Consider the following 22,302-nt stretch of genomic DNA (forward strand, 5'->3'; position numbering starts at 1 on the left):
CAAGCGCGGCGCAAGGTCAGCATGACGCCGGGCGGGGCGCGCCTGAAACATTGAAGGTCGCGCCAGAATCGAGTGTCGGCATGACATTGGCGCAATGTGGGTATCCGCAGCTATGAGCTTTATTTGCATCGTCGACGACGACGCGTCGTTACGCAGCGCTCTCGGCAACCTTCTCAAGTCGGTGGGCTACACGACGATGACGTTTGCGTCGGGCGAGGCATTTCTCGCCTCGCCGGTCGTCGACGACGCGTTGTGCGTGTTGCTCGATCTTAGAATGCAGGGCATGCAGGGTCTCGACTTGCAACGTCGACTGCAAGAGGATCATAGGCAAATTCCCGTCGTGCTCATGTCGGCGCATGGCGACGACGAAACCGTTCGGCGTGCGATGCAACGCGGCGCCGTCGGGTTCGTGCGCAAACCTTTTGCGGATGACACGCTGCTAGAGCTGATCCAGCTGGCCATTAGAAGGAAGGGGAAATGATTTGAGCACCGAAGCATTTGCCGACGGATTACGTGCAGCGTCGCCTGATGCCGGCGCCACGGCGCATTTCGACCAGATCTGGTTTGATCAGCTCATGCTCGAGGCGCTGCTGGTCGACGGCAACATCGTGCGCTATCGCGCGAGGAAGCGCGACGGTGCGCAGTCGTGGCTGGTCGCGGTGCCGGCCGATGTGCCCTCCGAGGCCGTCTTCCGGCGTCTCGCGCAGGAGTTCGCGCCGGCCGACAAACTCGACTCGGCGTGGGGCGTTCGACCACTCGCGCTCGTCCAGCTCGCGCGCGGCCCGATACTCGTGTACGAAGACAATGGCGGCGCGCTGCTTCTGCCGCCTGCCGACGGCACGATCGCGCTCGGCCGTTTCCTGCGCATCGCGGTCGGCGCGGCGCGTGCTCTGCGGCTCGCGCATAGGCGCGGCGTTTTGCATCGCGACCTCAAGCCGTCCAATCTGCTGGAAGGCACTGACGGTACGGTTCGTTTGCTGGGATTTCGCGACGCCTTCCATCTCGCGGCCGATCCCTGCGCCGAGTCGCCGGATATCCTGTACGGCACGCTCGCCTATATGTCGCCGGAGCAGGCGAGGCGCGCCGAAGGCCAGGCCGACGAGCGAAGCGATCTCTATTCACTCGGCGTGACGTTGTACGAACTGCTGACCGGCCGTCTGCCTTTCGAAGCGGTGGACGCGCTCGAATGGGTCTACAACCACGTCGCCCGTCAGCCCGCCGATCCGCGGCAGTATCGTCCGTCGCTGCCCACGGTGCTGAGTTCGATCGTCCTCAAGCTGCTGGCGAAAAGCCCGGCGGATCGCTATCAAAGCGCGTCGGGTCTCGAAGCCGATTTGCGGCGTTGTCTGGCCGACTGGAACGAGATGCAGCACATCGCGCCGTTCGAGCCGGCCGCGGAAGACAACGTCAGGAACCTTGTCGTCACGCATCGCCTGTTCGGCCGTGCGCACGAATACAACGCGCTGCTCGAAGCCTTCGAGCGCAATGCGCAGCACGGCGCGGCGCAGCTCATCTTCGTGTCCGGCTACTCGGGCGCGGGCAAGTCCGAACTCGTGCGCAGCGTGCACCGCGCGACCGCGCAAACGCCTACGCTGTTCGCCTCGGGCAAGCTCGAACAGTACGGACAGAATGCCCCCTACGCGCCCTTGATGCAGGCGATACGCTCGCTGTTCCAGCGCATTCTGGGCGAGAGCGACAGCGAGCTCGCGCGCTGGCGCGACGTGTTGCGCGAAGCGGTAGGCGCGCAGGGCAAACTGATCGCGAGCTTCATTCCGGAACTGGAACTGGTGATCGGCGAGCAGCCGGAGGTGCCGGATCTGCCGCCGGTCGAAGCGCAACTGCGTTTCCAGGCGCTGATCACGCGCCTGTTGTCCGTGTTCGCGACGCAGGCGCATCCGCTGGTCCTGTTCTTCGACGACGTGCACTGGTTCGACGACGCCACGTTGAAGTTCATTGCGCAATTCGTGGCGACCGTGGAGATCCGCCATGTGCTGCTGATTTGCGCCTATCGTGATAACGAGGTGGACCGGTCGCCGAAGTTCAAGGCATTTCTTAACTCGCTGCCGAGCGCCGCTGCGCACGTCGCCACGCTTGCCGTCGGCCCGCTCGATATTGCGAATGTCATGGCGCTGCTCGCCGACGCGCTGCATTGCGACGCCGCGCAGGTTTATCCGTTGGCGGCGATCGTCCACGAGAAGACCGGGGGCAATCCGTTTTTTATCAAGCAACTGCTGCTTGCGCTAGCTGACCACCAACTGATCGCTTATGACGGCATGGCCGGGCGCTGGACCTACGATATCGACCGGATCAGCGAGTACGAATCGTCCGATAACGTGGTCGATCTGATGGTGGCACGGCTGTCGCGCTTGCCGCGCGAGGCGCAGGCCGTGCTCAGGCTGCTGGCGTTCATGGGCCGCCGGCTCGACCGCTCGACGCTGATGCGGATCGATCATGCCGGCGGAGCGGAACTGGAGCGGCGGCTGCAACCGGCCATCGAGGCCGGCCTGGTGGTATCCGACCGGACGGGTTTCGCTTTCGCCCACGACCGGGTTCAGGAAGCCGCATACGCGCTGACCCCCGCTAACGGGCGCGGTATCGAACATGCCCGCATCGCCGCCATTCTGACGGAAGATTTCGACGCGCGCGCGATGAGCCAGTCGGCCTTCGACATCGCGCATCATATCGAACGGGCTCAGGCGGCCGGCGCGCTGCGCGGTCTCAATCCGGACGAAACGGCTCTGTTCGCGAAGATCTGTCTGCAGGCGGCGCGCCACGCAAAAGAAGCGATCGCCATCCAGTCAGCACTGAGCTATCTCGACGTCGCGCAGACACTCCTTGACGCGAGCGTGGTGGACTACGCGCAGTCGTTCGGCTACGAGATCGGGGTGCTGCGGGTGCAGTGCCACATCCTGAATGCGAACTTCGATGCCGCCGGCGCGGAGATCGCGAGGCTGCTGCGGCAGGACCTGTCGGTTGTCGCTCGCGTGTCGGTCTACAAGCTGAAGGTCGACATGCAGCAGCATCTGTCGGACTATGAAGCCGCGGTCGACACCACGCTCGAAGGCGTCAAGCTCTTCGGCACGTATCTGCCGCGCTATCCGGAAGCCGCCGATGTCGAAGCCGCATACAGCCGGCTCAACGAATCGCTCAAGACGCGAAGCATCGCCTCGCTCGCGGATTTGCCGATGTTGCGCGACGAGAAAATCGAATCGGAAATGAATCTGCTGGCGAGCGTCTATGCGCCTGCATCGTTCGTGAACGAACGTCTGGGCTTCCTGCATCTGTGCCGGATGGTGCAGCTCACCGTCGATCACGGCATCACCGCGGCTTCGGCGCATTGTCTATCGTGGTTCGGTGTGTACGTGGCGGAATTTTTCGGCCGCTACGAGGAAGGCTTCGAGTTCTCGCGGCTCGCGCGCACGCTGGTGAAGGAGCGCGGTTTCAACACCGTCGCCACGAGCGTGCTGGTCGCGCTCGACACGGTCGCCGTCTGGACGCAGCCGCTGCCCTACGTGCTGGACTGCGCGCGCGATGCCTTCGAATCGGCGCGCCCGAGCGGCGATCTGACCATGAGCTGCTACTCGTGCAACCACATCGTGTCGGATCTGCTGACGATCGGCGCGCCGCTGGAACAGGTCGACAGGGAAATCGATCTCGGCCTGTCATTCGCGAGGCGCGTGCGTTTCAAGGACGTGGAAGACATTCTGGAACTGCAGAAGCGCTACGTTCACAGTTTGACGGGCGGCCCTGGACTGCCGGGCAACTTCGGCGTCGTGGTGGACGGCCGCATGACGTTCGACGCCGATCTGCTCGACACCCAGATGACGACGCTGCGTTTCTGGATCTGGCTGTTCAAGGGCATCTCCTGCTATTTCCACGGTGACTACGCGAACGCGCGTCATTGCCTTGCCGAAGCCGGCGAGCTGAAGTGGTCGACCCCCGCACATATCCATCTGCTGGACTATCACTTCTATACGGCGCTCAATCTCGCCAAGGTCTACTCGGGCGATGCCGATGCAGCCGGCGCCGTCGCACGCATCGAACCGCATCTCGCGAAACTGAAAACCTGGGCGCGACTCAATCCCGCGACCTTTCAGGACAAGCTACTGCTGATCGAGGCCGAGGTGGCGCGTCTGAACGGCGCGCCGCTCGCGGCCATGGCGCTCTACGAACAGGCCGCCGCGGCGGCTTCGGAAAGCGGCTTCAATCACGGCAACGCGCTCGCCCACGAACTGGCATCCATATGCTGCGAGGCGAACGGTCTGTTCAGCGCGGCGCGTCACCACCGCCGGCGCGCGATCGAAAGCTACACGCGTTGGGGCGCGCTCGCCAAGGTCGAGCAACTCGAACGCGGCGACCGTCCGGTGCGCCTCCCGGTCGAACAGCCGGTGGCGTCGCGCCCCTCGATTGAAATCGCCGATGCCCAGCATCAGTTCGACCTCGTGGCTGTGTTGAAGTCGTCGCAGGCGTTGTCCGAGGAGATCGTGCTCGAGAAACTCATCCGCACGCTCGTGACACTGGCCATTGTTCACGCCGGCGCGCAGAACGGCATGCTGATCCTGTCGAAGGGCAACGTGCCGGTCATCGAGGCGAGCGGGCGGGATACGGCGGACGGCGTTCAGGTGACGTTGGGCGGCGACAGGCTCACGCGCGAGGATCTGCCGGCCTCGGTGTACTACACGGCGTTGCGCACGCGCAAGCCGGTCGTGGTGGAAGACGCGCAACGCGATGCGCGCTTTTCGTTCGACGTGGCCTTTTCGAAGCGACTGGTTCGTTCCGTATGCTGTCTGCCGCTCGTCAAACAGGGCAAGGCCATTGGCGCGCTGTATCTGGAGAACAACCTGAGCGCGGGCGTGTTCACGGAGTCCCGCACGTCGGTGCTCGAAATGCTGGCTTCGCAAGCGGCCATTTCGCTCGAAACGGCGCGCCTCTATGCCGAGTTGGTGGAGGAAAACCGGCGCCGCCAGGAAACCGAAATGGCTCTGCGCATGAGCGAAGAGGCGCTCGCGCTCGGACAAAGGATCAGCCGCTCGGGCAGCTACATCTGGAACGGTCTGACGGGCGAACGGTACTGGTCCAAAGAGCTTTACAGCGTGTTCGGCCTGCCGCAGGAAGACGTGGGGCCTGGCACCCAGGCGATCCTCGAGCGGATTCATCCGGAAGACGTCGCCTTCTATCAGCAGACCGTCGAGCAGGCCGCGCGCGATCGCACGCCGTTCCGGCAGAAGTTCCGCGTCGTCGTGCCGGACGGTACGGTCAAATATCTCGAAGTGCTCGGCGAGCCCTCGGGCGTGAGCAGCTTTGTCGGCGTGGTCACGGATTTCACCGACCGGCATACCACCGAACTGGCGTTGCAGAACGCCAAGCTCGAGTTGGCGAAAGCCTCGCGCGCCACCACGATGGGCGAACTCGCGGCCTCGATCGCCCACGAAATCAATCAGCCGCTTGCTTCGATCGTGTCGAACGCGAGCGCGGGTGTGCGCTGGCTCAACCGGCCGGTGCCGGACATTCCGGAAGCATTGGGCGGCCTGCGCGATATCGTGAAAGACGGCAAGCGCGCGGGTGAAATCATCCGCGCGTTGCAGTCGCTTGCGAAGGAGGCCAAGCCGAGCTTCGTGACGACCTATGTCGACAATGTCGTGCGCGAAGTGTTCGAACTGGCGGCGGCAGAAATCGAACAGCGCAGCCTGGTGGTCAGGCTCGATCTGGCCGCCAACCTTTCGGTGCTGGCCGACCGGGTGCAATTGCAGCAGGTGCTGTTCAATCTCGTCATGAACGCCGCGGATGCGATGAGCCATCTCGACGCGCGCCAGCGCCTGCTTACCGTCACGTCTTCCGTCGACGATCGGGGCGCGGTGATCGTGTCCGTGCAGGATAACGGCAGCGGGATCAGCGAGGAGATCGCACCGCGCATTTTCGATGCGTTCTTCACAACGAAGTCGACCGGCATGGGCATGGGGCTCGCCATCTGCCGGTCGATTGTCGAAGCGCACGGCGGCACGTTGTCGGCCGCGCCGGGTCAGCCGCGCGGGACGGTATTCGTTTTCAGTTTGCCGGTCGCCAGCTAGCATGGGCTCACGCTGCGCATCACCGAAAGGAGTGAGCGACAAGCCGCACGACCGGCCGTGCGAATCTGAAAAATGTGGGCAATCAGAAAGAGGCGAAAACTGAAGGTCAGCAATACTCAGTTGACGCATCGGAAGCCGGCACACGCCGGTCAATCATCTCGAATGGAGCAACAGCGATGGCTTATATCACCACCAAAGACGGCACGCAGATCTATTACAAGGACTGGGGTACGGGCCAGCCGATCACGTTCTCCCACGGCTGGCCGCTCGATGCGGACGCATGGGATGCGCAGATGCTGTTCCTCGCGGAACAGGGCTATCGCGTGATTGCGCATGACCGTCGCGGCCATGGCCGTTCGTCGCAGCCGTGGAACGGCAACGAAATGGACACCTATGCGGACGATCTCGCCGAACTGATCGAAGCACTCGATCTGACCAATATCGTGATGGTCGGCCATTCGACCGGCGGTGGCGAAGTGGTTCGCTATATCGGCCGTCATGGCACGAAGCGTGTGGCCAAAGCGGTGCTGATCGCAGCCGTGCCGCCGATCATGCTGAAGACGGAAGCGAATCCGGGCGGCCTGCCGATGTCGGTGTTCGACGGCATTCGCGAGGGTGTGCAGAATAACCGTTCGCAGTTCTTCAAGGATCTGGCCGTGCCGTTCTACGGCTTCAACCGCCCGGACGCGAAAGTCTCGCAAGGCACGATCGACTCGTTCTGGCAGATCGGCATGCTGGGTTCGATCAAAGGTCTGTACGACTGCGTGAAGGCGTTCTCGGAAACCGACTTCAATGAAGACCTGAAGAAGGTGACGGTGCCCGCGCTCGTGTTGCAAGGCGATGCCGATCAGATCGTGCCGCTCGACGATTCCGGCAAGCTGTCGGCGAAGATCATGCCGAACGCGAAGCTGAAGGTGTACGAAGGTGCGCCGCATGGTATGTGCACGACGCATGCGGACCGCGTGAATGCGGACCTGCTGGAGTTTATCAAGTCGTAATGGAGCAGGCCGGCGGCCCGTGCGGCACCGGCTTTTTCGCCGCCTGTGCCGCGCGTGCGGGTTTCGCGGGCACCGGCGGCGGCTCGCGAACAGCCCGCGAAGCCGAGGCCAGCGCGGCGCGCAGGCGTTTCTCGCTGGCGGCGCTCACCGTTCCCGATGGTAGCCTGGCCAATGCATCGACGGCTTGTGCGGCGCGTGCGCAGCACTCTTCGAACAGTCGGGCGTCAAGCAGTGCATCGACCAGATTCGACGCCAGCTCGATCCCGGTGCGCGGGTCGCCGTCGGCGGAAAACGCCCAGTCGAAAGCGACGCGCGCATCCTCGAACATTTGCTGACGATCCGGCGAAGTAGCGGACTCGTTTTCGATATTTCGCATCCCACCGAGCAACTTGGCCTGACAGCGGCGCGACACGTGGTACGCGTTGCGCGCAATGATCTCCCGCAGCTCGCCCTCGGCCTTGAGCTGCTCCAGCGCGTAAGCCCGGGTCGATTCCGAGAGCCGGTATTTCGCCGTGGCCCCGGCGAACTCAACGCTTACGAGCGACTTCGCCACCAGTTCGGTGATGCCGCCAATCGCATTCGCCGTTGTGTGTTCCTCGTCGCACACCACTGCGCACATCGATTCGAAAGAAAACGTGCCGCTAAATAGCGCGAGACGGCGGAACACGGCCCGCGTGACCGGGTCGAGCAGCGCGAAGCTCCAGTCGAACGTGGCGCGCAAGGTTTGATGGCGCGGCAGCGCGGTGCGATAACCGCCCGCCAGAATCGCCATGCGGTCGTCCAGCCGGCGGCACACGCCTTCCACACCGAGCGCGACGACGCGTGCGGCGGCCAGTTCGATTGCGAGCGGAATGCCGTCCAAGCGGCGGCAGATTTCGCCGACGAGCCGTAGCTCCGCGCTATCTGTGGCCACGGTCTTCTGCAGGGAATTGGCGCGCAGAACGAACAGGTTGACCGCGGCGCATCGCAGGATGTCCGCGTCGCCGGCATGCGGCGGCGGCACATCGAGCGGCTCGACCCGGAATACCGTCTCGGCCATGATGCGCAGCGGCTCCCGGCTCGTGACGAGCACACGCAGGTCTGGGTTGCCGGCTACCAGCGCGTCGGCGATTTGCGCCACGGCGCCCACCACGTGTTCCGCGTTGTCGAGCAGAAGAAGCCTGGGCTTGCCGGCAAGCGCCGCGGCCACGCGCCTCACGTCGATCTGCGCACCGGGGAGAGCCAGCCCGCAGCTTTCGGCAACGGCGCAGAGCACGGCTTCCGGCGTGGTCAACGCAGCGAGTTCGACAAAGCAGACCGGGTCGGCAAACTCCGCCGCGCTATGGCGAGCCGCTTCGATCGCAAGCTGGGTCTTGCCGATGCCGCCCGCGCCGACCAGCGTCAATACATGCGCCCGGCGCAGCATCGAGCGGATCAGTTCGACCTCGGCGTCGCGCCCCAGCAAGCCGGACTTGGGCGGAGGAAGGCGGCGGCCACAGGCGGCCGGCGAACGGGCTTCATCGAGCAGCGGGTTTTTCTTGCGCGGCAACAACTGATAGCCGCGGCCGGGCACGGTGAGGATCAGGTCGCGCTCCGTCCCGAGCACCTTGCGCAGTGCCGATAGATGGACCTGAATGTTGTTTTCTTCGACGATGGTGTCGGGCCAGACAGCATTCATCAACTCGTCTTTCGTAACGAGACGGCCGCCCGCCGATGCGACCACGACAAGAATGTCGAACGCGCGCGATCCGAGACGCACGACTTCGCCGTTCCGCCGCAAAGTGCGCATTTCCAGATCGATCTGAAAGCTGCCTATTTCCATCATGGCGTTGACCGGTTGAGGATATCGAGCGAGGTACGGAGGCGACGTCGATGGGCCGGCGGAGATAGGGGAGAGGGGGTGCATGCGCCGGGGCTGGTAGGAGGGAAGTTACCGCGCCCCTGGCCCGCGTGTCTTGCATGTTAGTGCGATGGTTTGTAGGAAAGTCTATTGGTGAGGCTGAGGCTGAGGCTGAGGCTGAGGCTGAGGCTGAGGCTGAGGCTGAGGCTGAGGCTGAGGCTGAGGCTGCGGCAGTGACTGAGGCAGTGACTGAGGCTAAGGCCGTGTCCGGGGTCGTGGTACCCCCGCCCGATGACCACCCGGCTCAGTCGTCCCTTGCGCGAGTCGGGCGCCCCGCGATCCACTCAGTTGCCGGCGCGTCGGCGCCAGCTTCCCGGCGGCGTGCCGACCAGTTGCGTGAAGGTGCGTGTGAAGTGGCTCTGATCGGCGAAGCCGCATGCGATGGCAATCTCCGACAGTGACGAATCGGAACCGCGAAGCAGCTGGCGAGCGCGTTCGATACGCTGCTCCAGCAGCCACTGATGCGGCGTGCGATGCGTCGTCTCGCGAAACGCACGGATGAAATAGCTGCGCGACAGGTTGCAGGCGTTCGCGATCTCTTCGAGCGAAACACTGCCTTGGGTCTTCGCGAGCAACATGTCTTTGGCTCGCGCCTCGTGCAGGCTCGAGAGTCGCCGGCCCGACCTGACCGATTGCGCCGGCGCGCTGCCGTAACGATCGACCAGATGCGTTCCGATGGCGACGCCGAGTTGCTCGATGAACAACGGGCTTGCCTCGCTCGTACGATCCAGCGCGAGCGCGAGCACCTGCGCGAGGTGGCCGAAGATAGGGTCCTTGAGGCCCGGCCGCGCCGAGAAGCCGGTCATGTTCGTGCCGCTTCGTTCGTAGCCGGTGTTCGCGATGAACGCGCGCGAAAACTCCACCAGCACGAAATCGAAAGCGCCGTGCAGGTCGGCACGGTAGTCCTCTTCGAAATTGCGAATGTAGACCGAGTCGCGGTCGAACTCGTGCATGGCCGAGCGGCTGCCCGAGATAATGCGCCGGCGATGGCCGGTGCCGAGCGACACGCCAATCAGGACGCCGCGGTCGGATGCGGGCGTGACCACTTCGCTGGTCTTTTCCTGACGACGGCACTTGCGATAAAACGTGAAGTCGCCGGCTTCGAGTTCGAGGTCCTTGTGCAGTTGGTTCGAAAGACAGCCCAGCGAATCCTTCTTGCGAGCTGCCGTAGGGGAGACAATTTCAGTCTGGTTCAACATGATCCGTCACCTCTGGTCGTCGCGGTCCATGCGCATGCCCGTTCGCGTTGCCAAAATCAAGAGATGTCAATAACCGGCGGAGTGGCGCGATTATCTCGGAAATTATTTTCGTTGAATATTAATTTTCGTTTAGGTTTGAGCGTTGCAAGCGAAAAATTAACCAGATGACTGACCAAGGGCCGTGCCGGTCAGGCTTGATACACCGCTTTGGGCCGTTCTGACGGGACTGCCGGTGGGTCGGTCAACGCCAGATTCGCAATACGCAAATCGAGTTTCTGTTTCAGTGTCACTATGAGGAATTCAACGAACGTTCTTATTTTTGCATCGACAAAGCGACGTGAGGGATAAACCACGAACACGTTGGTCGTTTGCAGGGGGTAGTCTGGAAACAGCGCAACGAGCTTGCCTTCCCGGAGTTCGTCCGCGACCGAATAGGTCGGCACGGCGCCCACGCCGGCACCCGCCAGCAATGCGACTCTGAGCGCCTGCATGGTGTTGACGACAAAATGGCCGGACTGCTCCGGATTGCCCGCGACCCGGCCCGCCAGTTCGGACGGCGGGTCGAACGACGAACTGGTCTGCATGAGTGTGTGGTTCGGCAGGTCTTCCACGCTGCGCACGGGATGCCGCGAGAGATAGTCCGGCGAGGCGACCAGAATACGCTCGCAACGGCCGATGAGCCTGCTCACATTGCGGGAGTCCGGCAACGACGAGGCGGACACGATCGATACGTCGAACTCGTCTTCGATCAGATTCGCCATGTGCGGCAGCAGCTTCAGGTCGACGGAGACCGCGGGATACGCGTGCCGGTATTCGACAATGGTGGACGTCAACTGTTTCAGTCCGATGTCGGGCACGGCGTGAACCCTCAACTTGCCGCGTGGCAGCGTGTGCGCGTCGCTGGCTTCAGCGTCGGCTTCGTCGATATCGGCGAGGATTTGCTTGCAGCGCCGGTAGTACCGCTCGCCGCACTCGGTGAGCGACACGCTGCGCGTGGTGCGCTGGAGCAACCGCGTGTGCAGATGTTCTTCGAGCGACACCACCGCTCGCGAGATATTGCCGGCGCTGCGTTCCATATGTTTGGCAACTTCACTGAAGTTGCCGGTTTCCGCCACTCGTGAAAACACGCGCATGCTGAAGATTCTGTCCATAGCCGCTGTGACCTCTTGATCCGGTTGAATCCGGCAAAACGGTTTGCCTGATGTGGAAACAATACGACCCGCGGCAGGCTCGCGCTATCCCTACATACGGGTGGCGCGTTCATCCATGCATTCACGCCTCTAATCCGCTCGTATGAGCGCATGCGATGCCTGTGGACATGTGGACATGCAGGGCGCGGCGCTGAGCAGCGTCCACTCAGGACAATTAATAAAAATTAGCAACGGTTTCGAACGCGCCGTCGTATGCTTTTTTCATGATCGCAACTGGCACGGGAAACGGAATGTTGGCACTGATTCGGCGCATATCGCTCATGCACGTTGGCTGGTGGTGCGCACTCATCGTGAGCGTTTGCGCGGCGATAGGGCCGCACGCCGCGTTGGCCGCCGCGCCGCAGGTCAAGACGCAGGGGCCGGGCTTTTACCGGATCATGGTCGGCGACTTCGAAGTGACCGCATTGCTCGACGGCACGCATCCCTTTCCGATCGATACCGTCGTTCAAGGCGTACCGAAGTCCGACATCGCGCACGACCTGTCGCGCGACTTTCTGCAAGCACCGGTGCAGGGATCGATCAACGCGTTCCTGATCAACACCGGTTCGAAGCTGATTCTGATCGACTCCGGCGCGGGCGTGCTCTATGGCGACTGTTGTGGCCGGCTGACCGGCAACTTGCGCGCCGCGGGCTACCAGCCCGAACAGGTCGACGAAATTCTGCTCACCCATTTGCATAAGGACCATGTCGGCGGTGTCATCGTGAACGGGGCGATGGCGTTTCCCAACGCGGTCGTGCGGGTGAGCCAGGCCGAAGCGGATTACTGGCTGAATCCGGCAAACAAATCCACGGCACCCGCTTTCCTCAGTTCATTTTTCGACGCCGCGAGCGCCAGCGTCGCGCCGTATGTCGCGGCCGGCCGCTTCAAGCCGTTCAGCGGCGACGTCGAACTCGATTCGGGCATTCGCGCGTTCGCGCTCCCCGGTCATACGCCGGGCCATACCGCGTATCTCGTGCAGAGCGATTCGAAGGATCTGCTGGTGTGGGGCGACGTCATCCATGTCGCGGCGATCCAGTTGCAAAACCCCACGGCATCCGTCGAATACGACACCGACGCCGCCGCGGCGCAACGCTCGCGGCGCTATGCACTCAAGCTCGCAGCGGACAAACGCTATCTCGTGGGCGCCGCGCATATTGCTTTTCCAGGCTTGGGGCATGTCAGGAAAAACGGTAACGCCTACGACTGGGTGCCGGTCAACTACGAAGCCGAGCCGGGGCATTGAAGCCGGCTCGCGGTGCCCACGGTCAGTTGATGGGAGCAAGCGATGGGAGCAAGCATGATGCATAGCGAAACCCACTTGAAGCGACGCGTCGAGGCGAGCCGCGAAGCATGTTGCGCACCGCCCGAGCAGACCTGCACAAGCCAGGACGGGCCCGCGTCCGTGTGGGACCACGTGATCCACGGGCTGTTGCCGAGCTATCGCAGCGCGGGCAGCGACGCGTCGCGCGCGCGGCGGACGTCCCGCATGGCCGCTTGCGTGCCGTCGCCGCATGTGCAGGTGGAAGTCATCGAGCGTCTGTCCGATACGTCGGTCGCGGTGCTCTGGCAGGATGCAACCCGCTGCCGCTACGACGACCAGGTGTGGATCGTTTGCCGCGCCCGTCTGAAGGGTTACTGTGCGCTAAGCGGAACAGTGATCCGTCGCGACGATCTGATCTATAAGCCGAGAGTGCGGGCGAGCATACCGGCCAACGCCACCGCGATGATCCTCGCCTCGGTGGTCGAGCAAATGCCCGCTATGGTGACAGCGGGCGATTTGCTTTAGATCTTCAGCAACTGCGCGGCGTTGCCGCCGAGAATCAGATTTCTTTGCTCGGGCGGCAGCGTGAGGCGATCCAGGAACGTGACCGGCTGCTCGTAGCCCATGTCGAAGCAGTAGTCGCTGCCGAGCACCAGCCGGTCGATGCCGATGTTCTGGATCAGAAAGTCCAGCACCGGGCCGGAATGCGAGACCGTGTCGTAGTTGAAACGGCGCAGGTAGCTGCTCGGTTTCTGCGCCAGCCGCCGCGTTTCGGGGCGCACGGTCCAGCCTGCGTCGATACGGCCCATCAGGATCGGCAACGCGCCACCGGCGTGCGGCAGCGTGATGTTCAGTTTCGGATGCCGGTCCATCACGCCGCCGAGGATCAGATGCGACCCGGCAATCGCGGTGTCGAAGGGATTGCCGAGCAGATTGCTCAGATAGAAGTCGCCCAGCCGCGCACCGCCGACCGTCTGTTGCGGATGGAGAAACACCGGCAGATCCAGCTGTTCGATCCGCGCGAAGACCGGTTCGAACAGGGGATCGTCGAGGTCCCGGTTGTTGATGTTGGTCCCCATGTACACGCCGCGCACGCCGGGCAATTCGGAGGCGCGTTCGAGTTCGTCGATCGCGTCGTGCGGATTGAGCATCGGCAGTGTCGCGAGCACGACGAAGCGGTCCGGATGCTTGACATGGACAGCGGAGGCCGCCGTGTTCCACGTTTTCGCCAGCTTCGCGTTGAAGTCGCGGTCGGCCCAGTAGGCCATCGGCACGCTCAACGACAAGGCCTGCATGTCCACGCCGGACGCGTTCATGTCGGCGAGCCGTTCGTCGATGTTGATGAACTTGAGCGGCAGCGGTCCAAGGCCGCCCGCCGGCGTCTGGAAGCTGAAGCTGCTGGCGTCGCAGGTGAACTTCCCGCCGAACTTCTGGCCTTCGCTGCCCACCAGTTCGCAATAGCTCTCGGGGTAGTAGTGCGCGTGAATGTCGATCGAGCGGCCTTTGCGGGGCGCGCCGGCCGGGCCGGTCGTTCCCGCGGCCGTGTTGGCGGTGGCGGCCGTGGCCGGCACACCCGAGGCGAGGCCGCCGGCGAGTGCGGCCATCGTGCCGAGCAGGCGGCGGCGCTTCGGTGAAATGCAGCAGCTGCAATCCATGCTTCAGTCTCCTTGTTTATGATTTGAGTGTTAGGTTTTATCCGCGCTTGACCATGCCGAGTTCGCAGTCGACGAGCTGGTTGCCGTACAGCGCGCGTTCGCGGGCGGCGCGCGCGGAGGTGTCGGTGATCGAGAAAAACACCACGCCGGCGAAGGCGACGATCATGGAGAACAGCGCGGGATATTCGTAGGGATAGATCGCATGCGCATGGCCGAGTACCTGAACCCACACGGTCGGGCTGAGAATCGTCAGCGTCACTGCCGAGACCAGGCCGAGCGAGCCGCCGAGCACCGCGCCGCGCGTGGTCAGCCCGCGCCAGTAGATCGACAGCAGCAGCACCGGGAAATTCGAGCTGGCGGCGATCGAAAAAGTCAGGCTCACAATGAACGCGATGTTCTGTTTTTCGAAGGCGATGCCCAGCAGGATCGCGAGCACGCCGAGCACGAGCGTGGTGATCCGCGACACATGCATTTCCTCGCGGTCCGTGGCCGCGCCGCGGCGAATCACGTTCGCGTACAGGTCGTGCGACACTGCGGAGGAACCGGCGAGCGTCAGGCCCGCGACCACCGCGAGAATGGTCGAGAACGCCACCGCGCAGATGAAGCCGAGAAACACGTTGCCGCCTACCGCGTGCGCCAGATGGATCGCCACCATGTTCACGCCGCCCGTCACCGCGCCCGAGGCAGTGTGATATTGCGGATCGGTCGCCACCAGCGCAATCGTGCCGAAGCCGATGATAATGATCAGCGCGTAACCAACGCCGACGATTCCCGTCGCGTACAGAATGCTCTTGCGTGCCGCTTTCGCGTCGCCCACGGTGAAGAAGCGCATCAGGATGTGCGGCAGTCCGGCCGTGCCGAAGATCAATGCGAGGCCCAGCGAAACGGCGGACACCGGATCCGATACGAGGCCGCCGGGGCTCATGATCGCGGCGTGTTTCGGGTGCGCGAGAATCGCCTGCGCGAACAACGCATTCATGCTGAAGCCGAAGCGGCTGAGCACCATGAACGCCATGAAAGCCGCGCCTGCCAGCAGCAACGCCGCCTTGATGATCTGAATCCACGTTGTAGCGAGCATGCCGCCGAAGAACACGTACACCACCATCAGCACGCCGACCATTACGACCGCGACCGTGTAGTTGAAGCCGAACAGCAGCTCGACGAGCTTGCCGGCGCCGACCATCTGCGAGACGAGATAGAGCAGGACGATCACGATCGAACTCGACGCGGCGAAGGCGCGAATCGGTCGCTGCTTCAACCGGTACGACACCACGTCGGCGAGCGTATAGCGGCCGAGGTTGCGCAGCGGCTCGGCGATCAGAAAGAGAATGATCGGCCAGCTGGCGAGAAAACCGATCGAATAGATCAGGCCGTCATAGCCGCTCGTGAAGACCAGCGCGGAAATGCCCAGCAGCGAAGCGGCGGACATATAGTCGCCGGCGATCGCCCAGCCGTTCTGGAAGGCGGTGATCTTGCCGCCCGCCGCGTAGTGGTCGGATACGCTGTTGTTCTTCCGCGCGGCCCAGCGCGTGATGAGCAGGGTCGACGCGACGAACAGCAGGAACATGCCGATCGCGATCGGGTTGTGCGAACGTGTCGGCGCCGCGGTTTCGGCGGCAGCGGCGGGCAGCGCGGTGAGCGCGCTCGTCAGCATGACGCCGATGAGCGGAGCATGCCGGAGAAAGATGCGGTTCATTGCCGTGCTCCTTGCCGGATTTCGTTCACGGCGCGGTCATGGAAGGTATTGGCTCGCGCCACGTAGACCGCGACGAGCACGAACGTAAAGACGAACATGCCGAAGCCGACCGGAATTCCCCACGTTGCGGGAGAGCCTTCCACGATCGGCCGGCCGAGCAGCGCCGGGGCAAACGCGAGCGTGAGAATGAAGGCGAAGTACACCGCCAGCATCAGGATCGTGAGCAGCCACGAGAAAGCGCGCCGCTCGCGCACGAGCGCGCGAAAGCGCGGATCGTCGAGTAGCGGATTCGCCGCGGGCGGCGCTTCGGTGGCGGCGTATTGCGCGCTCAGCGAATAGGTTGGGGCGCTATGTTCCACTTTGTCTCCTTTCGAAACGACTTTTTGCTGTGCTTGCGCAGCGGTTCGGATTCGCCGCAACCGCCACGGATATCAGAAGCGTGCGGGCACCGCGGTCTCGCGCATCACGGCGTCAGGCGTGCGATAGCGCTCGGCCATTTCACGGTCCACGTCGTTCTTTAGTTGCGCCTGCATGTAGGCGCCGAGATGACGTGCGTGCTGCACGATCGCCGCACCCGCCTGGGTGCGCTCGAGGCTGTAGTCCGTGAGCGCGTCCTGCACGCTGCTGTGCTGGTTCAACGCTTTGACGAGCGCCATCGCGTCGCTGGCCGCCTTGGTCACGCCCATGCCGCAATGCGGACGCGCGACGAACGCCGCATCGCCGAGCAGGGCGATCCGGCCAAATGCCATCTGCGGCACTTCGAGGTCGAAGATCGGTTGGAACAGAGGCTGCGTCGCCTTGGTCACCACTTCGCCGAATTGCGGGGCGAGCAGCGTGAGCGCCGCGTCTTCCATATCGGCGAGCACGTCCTCGCGGATCAGCGTGGGCGGAATGCCGCCTTCCCAACGCTTGCCGGCCGCATCGGTGAGCAGGTTAGGCAACTGCACGTCTTCACTCGTCGCGCGATACCAGACGAAGTTGTAGCGGCGTTCGCCCGGCGTCGTGCTGTTGCCGCGGCCGGCAACCGGGTAGCCGAGAATCTGCTCGCGCGGCGGCAGGCAGAAGGCGAACCTGTCGAACAGCGCCTCGCGGGTTTCGCGCGACAGCGCGGCTTCTTCGACGAGGCCGCGCCATGCGACATAGCCCGCGTATTGAAGCTTGACGTCAGGCAGCAAGCGCTCGCGAATCGGCGACTTGAAACCGTCGGCCGCGATCACGAGATCGGCGTGCAGCAGGGTGCCGTCGCCGAGCGTCACGACTGCCTGGTCGGGGCCGTCCTGCACGGATGCGACCGTGCGGCCGGCGTGGTAATGCACGTCGGGCAGGGCGGCGCGCAGGACGTGATACATCTTGCCCCACGCGGTCAGCGTTTGCGGCAGCTCGCGCGCCGACAACACCGCGCCGTTCTGCGCGAAGGTGACGCGCGATTGCACCTTGACGCCGATGGAATCGTCGTATTCGATACCGGCCGCCGCGAGTGCGTCGAACAATTCGGGGTGCGTGACAATGCCGGCGCCACGTCCGGCCAGTTCATCCGGGACGCGTTCGAACACGTCCACCACCCAGCCGTTGCGGACCAGCAGATTGGCGGCGAACAGGCCGCCCAGCGAGCCGCCTACGATGATCGCCCGCGCGCGTGCGGAAGTTTGGGTCATGGTCATGCTCCTGCGGTATTGGAAGATTGCGCGTTGGCCGCCTTTGCTTCGTTGAGGCGGCTGATCTCTTCGGCGGGAAAGTTCAACTCGATGGTCACGCCGGACGGGTCTTCTATGAAGACCTGATGCAAGCCGAGGCTCGGCACCGTGCGATCGCGCCACGCAACGCCTTCGGCCTGGAGTGTCTGCCACATCGCTTCGACGCCCGTGGCGAGAAACGCGATGTGGTCGACCGTGCCGGTTCCGCTCGCGGGCAGCGCCTTGTCGCCGAGATACGCGGTGAGCCCGGCCGAGTTGTCTGGATCGACGCCGATGATGTGGACGGTGCCGAACTCGGCTTCATCGCCGCCTTTGTAAAGCCACGCGCCCGGAAAGTCGAAGGGCGGACGGTAGCCCTGCTTGAAACCGAGGATCCGCTCGTAGAAGCGGCAGGATTGTTCGAGATCCGAGGTGCGAATCGAGTAGTGGGCAAGCTTTGAAACGGGCATGTTCGACTCCTGCTGTGCTATTTATCGATCGATTAGTGATCGATGGATAAATTGTAGGTGAATGCGCAGGCAGGAGAAAGCGGCGTATTGCCGGTGTTTACCCTGGAAAATGTGAGGCGTGGGAGTGATGCGATGGGAGATGAAAAGCGCGGCCGGCTCGCTGGCCGGCCTTTTTGCAACGCTTATTGCAAGCCTTGCAGCGAAGCGGCGTCAGGCCTTGGCGCCGCTTTTCGCGCGAGTGGATTCTTTCGTCGCATGTTCGAGCGCGGCGGGTACGCCGTTGAGGAACGCGTCGACCTGGCGGGCGATGTGGTCTTCGATATCGTCCGTGACCGGCAGGCCGTAGATCCATTTGCGCACGCCGAGATAGAAGATGCTCGCGTGCAGACTCCAGATCAGTTCGAGATCGATCTCGCGTTGTTTCGCGCCGGTGGGCGCGGGCAGATCGTAGGCCGAGCGTATTTCCGCCATGACCGGCAGAAACACGCGTTCGCGCAGCCGCGCCAGATATTTGGAGTTGATGCCTTCACGCGTCAGACCGGCGAAGATGAAAATGCGGATCCACTCGCGCCGCAAGATCACCTCGGAATACGACGAGTAGAACCGGACCATGCGCTCCTGGATCGGAACGGAGCGGTCCTTGATCAGCTTCTCCCAGCTCGTGTCCCATTGATAGACCTCCTCGTACACGCGGTCGATCAATGCTTCCTTGCTGGGAAAGTAGCGGTACAGCAGCGGCTGGGTCACGCCCAGTTGACGCGCGAGTTCGCGGGTGCTGCCGGAGAAGCCATGCGTGGCGAAATGATCGACCGCTTTCAGCACGATCTGGCGCTCCCGCACTTCAGGAGCGAGCCGGCGCGTGACGGTCTTCTCACTGTCATGCACCTCGGGCTTCGACGCTGTATCGACCGACGGTACTTTTCTCGGCATGGCTAGTTCGGTACCCAGTATGTTGGGACGCATCATACAAAGATTAGCCTGGTCTGGCTAGGCGAGGGTGCGCCGCCGGACGGCGTGGCGCGATGCGCCGGCGAACGCTTGATGGCGTTCAGTCAGTGAGTGTTTAGTGCAAAAAATTCGAACAATAGGGTCAGTTTTTTTCGCGCACGCAGATGTCCTGTTGCTCTAGACTTCTGGGACGCGACGCCCGGCAGCGATTCCGCACTTCCTTTCTTCTTCTGTTCTCTCTCTAATCGTCGCGTCCTGGATACTCCGCATGATTTGCATTGGCCCGCTTCAGGTGGACATCGACCGTCGCGAAGTATTTCTTCACGGCACACCTGTGCGGATCGGCAGCCGTGCGTTCGACATGCTCGCTGTGCTGATCGCCGCGAACGGCGGGCTCGTGTCGAAGAACGAAATGCTCAAGCAGGTCTGGCCGAATGCGGTCGTCGAAGAGAACAATCTGCAGGTGCATATGTCCACGCTGCGCAAGCTGCTCGGCGACAGCCGCGGGCTGATACAGACCGTATCGGGGCGCGGCTACAGGCTGGTGCACAGCGGATCGGCGGCGAGCGCGGCCTTAACGCCTGATGCCGGCGACCAACCCGAGGAGCGCGCTCAAAGCCGCAACGTCCAGCACAATCTGCCGGTTCATTTCTCCGCGCTGATCGGACGCGACAAGGCGCTGGACGACATCTCGCAGACGCTCGCCGCAGCCCGGCAAGTGACGCTCGTCGGTTCAGGCGGCATCGGCAAGACGCGCCTCGCGGTCGAAGTCGCGCGCGGCTTGCTGCCACGTTTTCCGGACGGTGTCTATCTGGTGCAACTCGCGTCCACTTCCGACGCAAACAGTGTCCTCGCGGCGTTCGCGGCCAGCGTCGGCGTGAATCCGGCCATCGGTCCGCTCACGCTCGCGCGCGTGGGCAAAGAACTCGGCGAGCGGCGCGTGCTGTTCGTGCTCGACAACTGCGAGCACGTGCTCGGCCCCGCCGCCGAACTCGCCGAGACGCTGCTCGGCGTGGGTCCGGCGATCTGCGTGCTGGCGACCAGCCGCGAGCCGCTGCGCATCGTGAACGAGCATCTGTATTGGGTCGCTTCGCTTCAGGTGCCCGCTCAGGACGATCAGAGCCAGGATGTCCTGCAATGCAGCGCCGTCGAGTTGTTCCTGTCGCGCGCTCGCGCGATCGACGCGCGTTTTTCCTCCGATGAAAAAAGCATTCACTTGACCGGCATGGTATGCCGCCGGCTCGACGGCATACCGCTTGCCATCGAACTGGCGGCGGCGCGCGCGGCGATCCTCGGCATTGAAACGCTTGCCGGCCATCTGGACGACCGCTTCAACATGCTGACGGGCGGCAACCGCACGGCGTTGCCGCGGCATCAGACCTTGAAGGCGACGCTCGACTGGAGCCATGCGCTGCTCGAGGACGCGGAGCGCACCACGCTGCGCAGGCTCGGCGTGTTCGCGGGCGGCTTCACGATGGAGGCGGCGATCGCCGTCGCCGGCGATGGCGCGTTGCATGAGATCGACGTGGTCACGGCGGTGTCGGGACTGGTCGAAAAATCGCTGGTGGTGACGCGCATGGAGCGTGACAGAGCGACGTATCGCCTGCTGGAGACCACGCGCGCCTACGCCACGCAGAAGCTCGAGGACAACGGCGAACTGAGCTACGTCACGCTGCAGCATGCGCGCTACTTTCTGAGCTTGCTGGAGCGCGAGGCGCCGCGTCGCGCCGACCCTGCGCTCACGCTCGGCGAGGGCTGGCACCAGCGCATGCGCGCATTGCTCGACGACCTGCGCGCGGCGCTGGCCTGGGCCCTATCGCCGAAGGGTGACGACGTGCTCGGCGAGACGCTGGCCGTGAAGTTCGTCTTTCTGCTCTACGAGCTGTCACTCGTCGACGAATGCCGCGTGTGGGCGAAACGGGCCCTCGACGCGGTGGACTCGGCGCATCAGGGTTCGGGTTCGACACGTCACCTGCGCGTGCGCATGCAGCTTCACGCGGGGCTTGCCGCGGCGCTCGTCTACCTCAACGGACCGAGCCGGGAAACCTTCGGCATCTGGTCGGAGATTCTGGCGTCGGCGATCGCGCTGGGCGACCCTGTGTTCGAGGCGCGTGCTTTGTGGGGCATGTGGAATGCGAACCAATCGTCCGGCGCGGCGCGCAATGCGCAAGCGTTTGCACGCCGCTTTGCCTTGCTCGCCGCCGAGGTGGGTGACACGAGCGGAACGATTCTGGGCTACCGGTTGCTCGGAATCGCGGCCCATTACTGCGGCGATCAACAGCAGGCTCGTGCGTCGCTCGAACAACTGCTGGAACACAGCGAGAACCTGCAACATGGCCTGCCGCTCGGGCAGTCCGTGGATCAGCGCATCGTCGGCCGCGCGACCCTCGCGCGGGTGTTGTGGCTGCAGGGCTTGCGCGATCAGGCGCTAAAGCTCGCGGAAGACAGCGTCATCGCTGCATGCGATCAGCAACAGGCGATTGTCACCTGCTATGTGCTGGTGGAAGCGCTGGTGCCGCTGATGCTGCTGTCCGGCAAACGCGAACGCGCGGCGCAAGCGATCGCGTTGCTAAAGGAAGCGTCCGGGCGCGCGGGTCTGAGCGTCGCGCAGGCCTGCTGCCGCTGCTTCGACGAATATCTGCGGTCAATGCGCGACGATGGTGCGCACGACCTGCAAGCGTTTCGCGCGGCGCTGGACGATCTGGAGTCGCTCGACTTCGGCGCGCCTCGCGCGATGCTGATCGGGCAATACAGCCTCGCACTCGGACGCGCGGGGCGGCGGGAAGAGGGCATCGCCACCGTGGTCGACGCGCTGGCGCGCTGCGACGAAACCGGCGACCACTGGTATGCCGCGGAACTCCGGCGTATCCATGGCGAATTGCTGTTCATGGGGCAGGCCGACCTGCCGCAATCCGGCTCGGCGATCCGGGATGCGGAGGCCTGTCTGCTGGCGGCGCTGGAACTCTCGCTGGTGCAAGGCTGCCGCTCGTTGCAGTTGCGCGCCGCGACCACGCTTGGCGGACTCTGGCACCTGCAAGGCCGAAGCGCGGACGCCGCGCACCTGTTGCAATCCGCCTGCGCGAGCGTTACCGAAGGCCTCGACTGGGACGATTACCAGGCCGCCGCGCATCTGCTGCGGATCACGGCATCGGACAGCGCGGCGGGCGCTGCCGGGTCGACGGTGTGCCCGCCGGCCTCCGATCGCACCGCGGACGCGCTCGACGTCGCACCGCCACGCCGCATCAAGGCGCGCAACTGAACGGT

At 63.7% G+C, this 22,302-nt stretch carries 15 protein-coding genes; 6 read left to right on the forward strand and 9 right to left on the reverse strand.

Annotation, left to right across the window (positions count from 1 at the left end; translation table 11 throughout):
• The first annotated feature begins 94 nt into the window (after nt 1-94).
• The 3 genes from P0D68_RS31460 (at nt 95) to P0D68_RS31470 (ending at nt 7,066) form a co-directional block, all read left to right on the forward strand.
• Nucleotides 95-481, forward strand: coding sequence for a response regulator transcription factor (locus tag P0D68_RS31460; RefSeq protein ID WP_286162101.1), 387 nt, complete (start codon nt 95-97; stop codon nt 479-481).
• 1 nt (nt 482) lies between these two features.
• Nucleotides 483-6,068, forward strand: a complete 5,586-nt coding sequence (locus P0D68_RS31465) for an ATP-binding sensor histidine kinase (protein ID WP_408468798.1) — start codon at nt 483-485, stop codon at nt 6,066-6,068.
• A 176-nt stretch (nt 6,069-6,244) separates the two neighbouring features.
• Nucleotides 6,245-7,066: an alpha/beta fold hydrolase gene (locus P0D68_RS31470; RefSeq protein WP_091803400.1), complete on the forward strand. Its 822-nt coding sequence runs from the start codon at nt 6,245-6,247 to the stop codon at nt 7,064-7,066.
• Here P0D68_RS31470 and P0D68_RS31475 read toward each other — a convergent pair.
• From P0D68_RS31475 to P0D68_RS31485, 3 genes are all read right to left on the reverse strand, one after another.
• Nucleotides 7,056-8,870: an ATP-binding protein gene (locus tag P0D68_RS31475; RefSeq protein WP_408302683.1), complete on the reverse strand. Its 1,815-nt coding sequence runs from the start codon at nt 8,868-8,870 to the stop codon at nt 7,056-7,058. The genes P0D68_RS31470 and P0D68_RS31475 overlap by 11 nt on opposite strands.
• Nucleotides 8,871-9,229: 359 nt before the next feature.
• Nucleotides 9,230-10,144, reverse strand: coding sequence for a helix-turn-helix domain-containing protein (locus P0D68_RS31480; RefSeq protein ID WP_408302685.1), 915 nt, complete (start codon nt 10,142-10,144; stop codon nt 9,230-9,232).
• A 188-nt stretch (nt 10,145-10,332) separates the two neighbouring features.
• Entirely contained in the window at nt 10,333-11,295 is a 963-nt protein-coding gene (locus P0D68_RS31485; RefSeq protein ID WP_408302687.1) for a LysR family transcriptional regulator, read from the reverse strand.
• A gap of 290 nt (nt 11,296-11,585) precedes the next feature.
• On the opposite strand from P0D68_RS31485, the gene P0D68_RS31490 reads away from it, so the two are divergent.
• Together P0D68_RS31490 and P0D68_RS31495 are read left to right on the forward strand one after the other, a co-directional pair.
• Nucleotides 11,586-12,578, forward strand: coding sequence for an MBL fold metallo-hydrolase (locus P0D68_RS31490; protein ID WP_408302690.1), 993 nt, complete (start codon nt 11,586-11,588; stop codon nt 12,576-12,578).
• Between the two features lie 54 nt (nt 12,579-12,632).
• The gene (locus P0D68_RS31495) at nt 12,633-13,121 is read left to right on the forward strand and encodes a DUF3331 domain-containing protein (RefSeq protein ID WP_408302692.1); all 489 of its coding nucleotides are present in this window, start codon (nt 12,633-12,635) and stop codon (nt 13,119-13,121) included.
• Here P0D68_RS31495 and P0D68_RS31500 read toward each other — a convergent pair.
• From P0D68_RS31500 to P0D68_RS31525, 6 genes are all read right to left on the reverse strand, one after another.
• Nucleotides 13,118-14,251: an amidohydrolase family protein gene (locus P0D68_RS31500; protein WP_408302694.1), complete on the reverse strand. Its 1,134-nt coding sequence runs from the start codon at nt 14,249-14,251 to the stop codon at nt 13,118-13,120. The two genes, P0D68_RS31495 and P0D68_RS31500, sit on opposite strands and share 4 nt — an antisense overlap.
• A gap of 37 nt (nt 14,252-14,288) precedes the next feature.
• A complete protein-coding gene (gene actP / locus P0D68_RS31505; protein WP_408302696.1) occupies nt 14,289-15,947 on the reverse strand; it encodes a cation/acetate symporter ActP in 1,659 nt (552 codons plus the stop codon).
• Nucleotides 15,944-16,306, reverse strand: a complete 363-nt coding sequence (locus P0D68_RS31510; protein WP_408184251.1) for a DUF485 domain-containing protein — start codon at nt 16,304-16,306, stop codon at nt 15,944-15,946. Before P0D68_RS31510 ends, actP begins: the two co-directional genes overlap by 4 nt.
• 72 nt (nt 16,307-16,378) lie before the next feature.
• A complete protein-coding gene (locus P0D68_RS31515; protein ID WP_408302698.1) occupies nt 16,379-17,608 on the reverse strand; it encodes an FAD binding domain-containing protein in 1,230 nt (409 codons plus the stop codon).
• On the reverse strand, nt 17,605-18,090 hold the full coding sequence (locus P0D68_RS31520; protein ID WP_408302700.1) for a VOC family protein: 486 nt from the start codon (nt 18,088-18,090) through the stop codon (nt 17,605-17,607). Before P0D68_RS31520 ends, P0D68_RS31515 begins: the two co-directional genes overlap by 4 nt.
• A 210-nt stretch (nt 18,091-18,300) precedes the next feature.
• Nucleotides 18,301-19,020, reverse strand: a complete 720-nt coding sequence (locus tag P0D68_RS31525) for a TetR/AcrR family transcriptional regulator (RefSeq protein ID WP_091803364.1) — start codon at nt 19,018-19,020, stop codon at nt 18,301-18,303.
• A gap of 286 nt (nt 19,021-19,306) precedes the next feature.
• Between P0D68_RS31525 and P0D68_RS31530 the strand changes: the two genes are divergently transcribed.
• Complete coding sequence (locus P0D68_RS31530) at nt 19,307-22,297, forward strand: ATP-binding protein (protein ID WP_408302702.1); 2,991 nt, start codon at nt 19,307-19,309, stop codon at nt 22,295-22,297.
• The last annotated feature ends 5 nt before the right edge of the window (nt 22,298-22,302 follow it).

The organism is Paraburkholderia sp. RL17-380-BIE-A, from assembly GCF_046028085.1.
GTDB lineage: Bacteria > Pseudomonadota > Gammaproteobacteria > Burkholderiales > Burkholderiaceae > Paraburkholderia.

Excerpts from the sequence above, each read along its gene's own strand:
- P0D68_RS31470 (WP_091803400.1), top strand. The coding sequence starts at position 6,245 with ATGGCTTATATCACCACCAAAGACGGCACGCAGATCTATTACAAGGAC.
- P0D68_RS31525 (WP_091803364.1), bottom strand. The coding sequence starts at position 19,020 with ATGCCGAGAAAAGTACCGTCGGTCGATACAGCGTCGAAGCCCGAGGTG.
- P0D68_RS31490 (WP_408302690.1), top strand. The coding sequence starts at position 11,586 with ATGTTGGCACTGATTCGGCGCATATCGCTCATGCACGTTGGCTGGTGG.
- P0D68_RS31520 (WP_408302700.1), bottom strand. The coding sequence starts at position 18,090 with ATGCCCGTTTCAAAGCTTGCCCACTACTCGATTCGCACCTCGGATCTC.
- P0D68_RS31475 (WP_408302683.1), bottom strand. The coding sequence starts at position 8,870 with ATGATGGAAATAGGCAGCTTTCAGATCGATCTGGAAATGCGCACTTTG.
- P0D68_RS31515 (WP_408302698.1), bottom strand. The coding sequence starts at position 17,608 with ATGACCATGACCCAAACTTCCGCACGCGCGCGGGCGATCATCGTAGGC.
- P0D68_RS31530 (WP_408302702.1), top strand. The coding sequence starts at position 19,307 with ATGATTTGCATTGGCCCGCTTCAGGTGGACATCGACCGTCGCGAAGTA.
- P0D68_RS31485 (WP_408302687.1), bottom strand. The coding sequence starts at position 11,295 with ATGGACAGAATCTTCAGCATGCGCGTGTTTTCACGAGTGGCGGAAACC.
- actP (WP_408302696.1), bottom strand. The coding sequence starts at position 15,947 with ATGAACCGCATCTTTCTCCGGCATGCTCCGCTCATCGGCGTCATGCTG.
- P0D68_RS31495 (WP_408302692.1), top strand. The coding sequence starts at position 12,633 with ATGATGCATAGCGAAACCCACTTGAAGCGACGCGTCGAGGCGAGCCGC.
- P0D68_RS31460 (WP_286162101.1), top strand. The coding sequence starts at position 95 with ATGTGGGTATCCGCAGCTATGAGCTTTATTTGCATCGTCGACGACGAC.
- P0D68_RS31480 (WP_408302685.1), bottom strand. The coding sequence starts at position 10,144 with ATGTTGAACCAGACTGAAATTGTCTCCCCTACGGCAGCTCGCAAGAAG.
- P0D68_RS31500 (WP_408302694.1), bottom strand. The coding sequence starts at position 14,251 with ATGGATTGCAGCTGCTGCATTTCACCGAAGCGCCGCCGCCTGCTCGGC.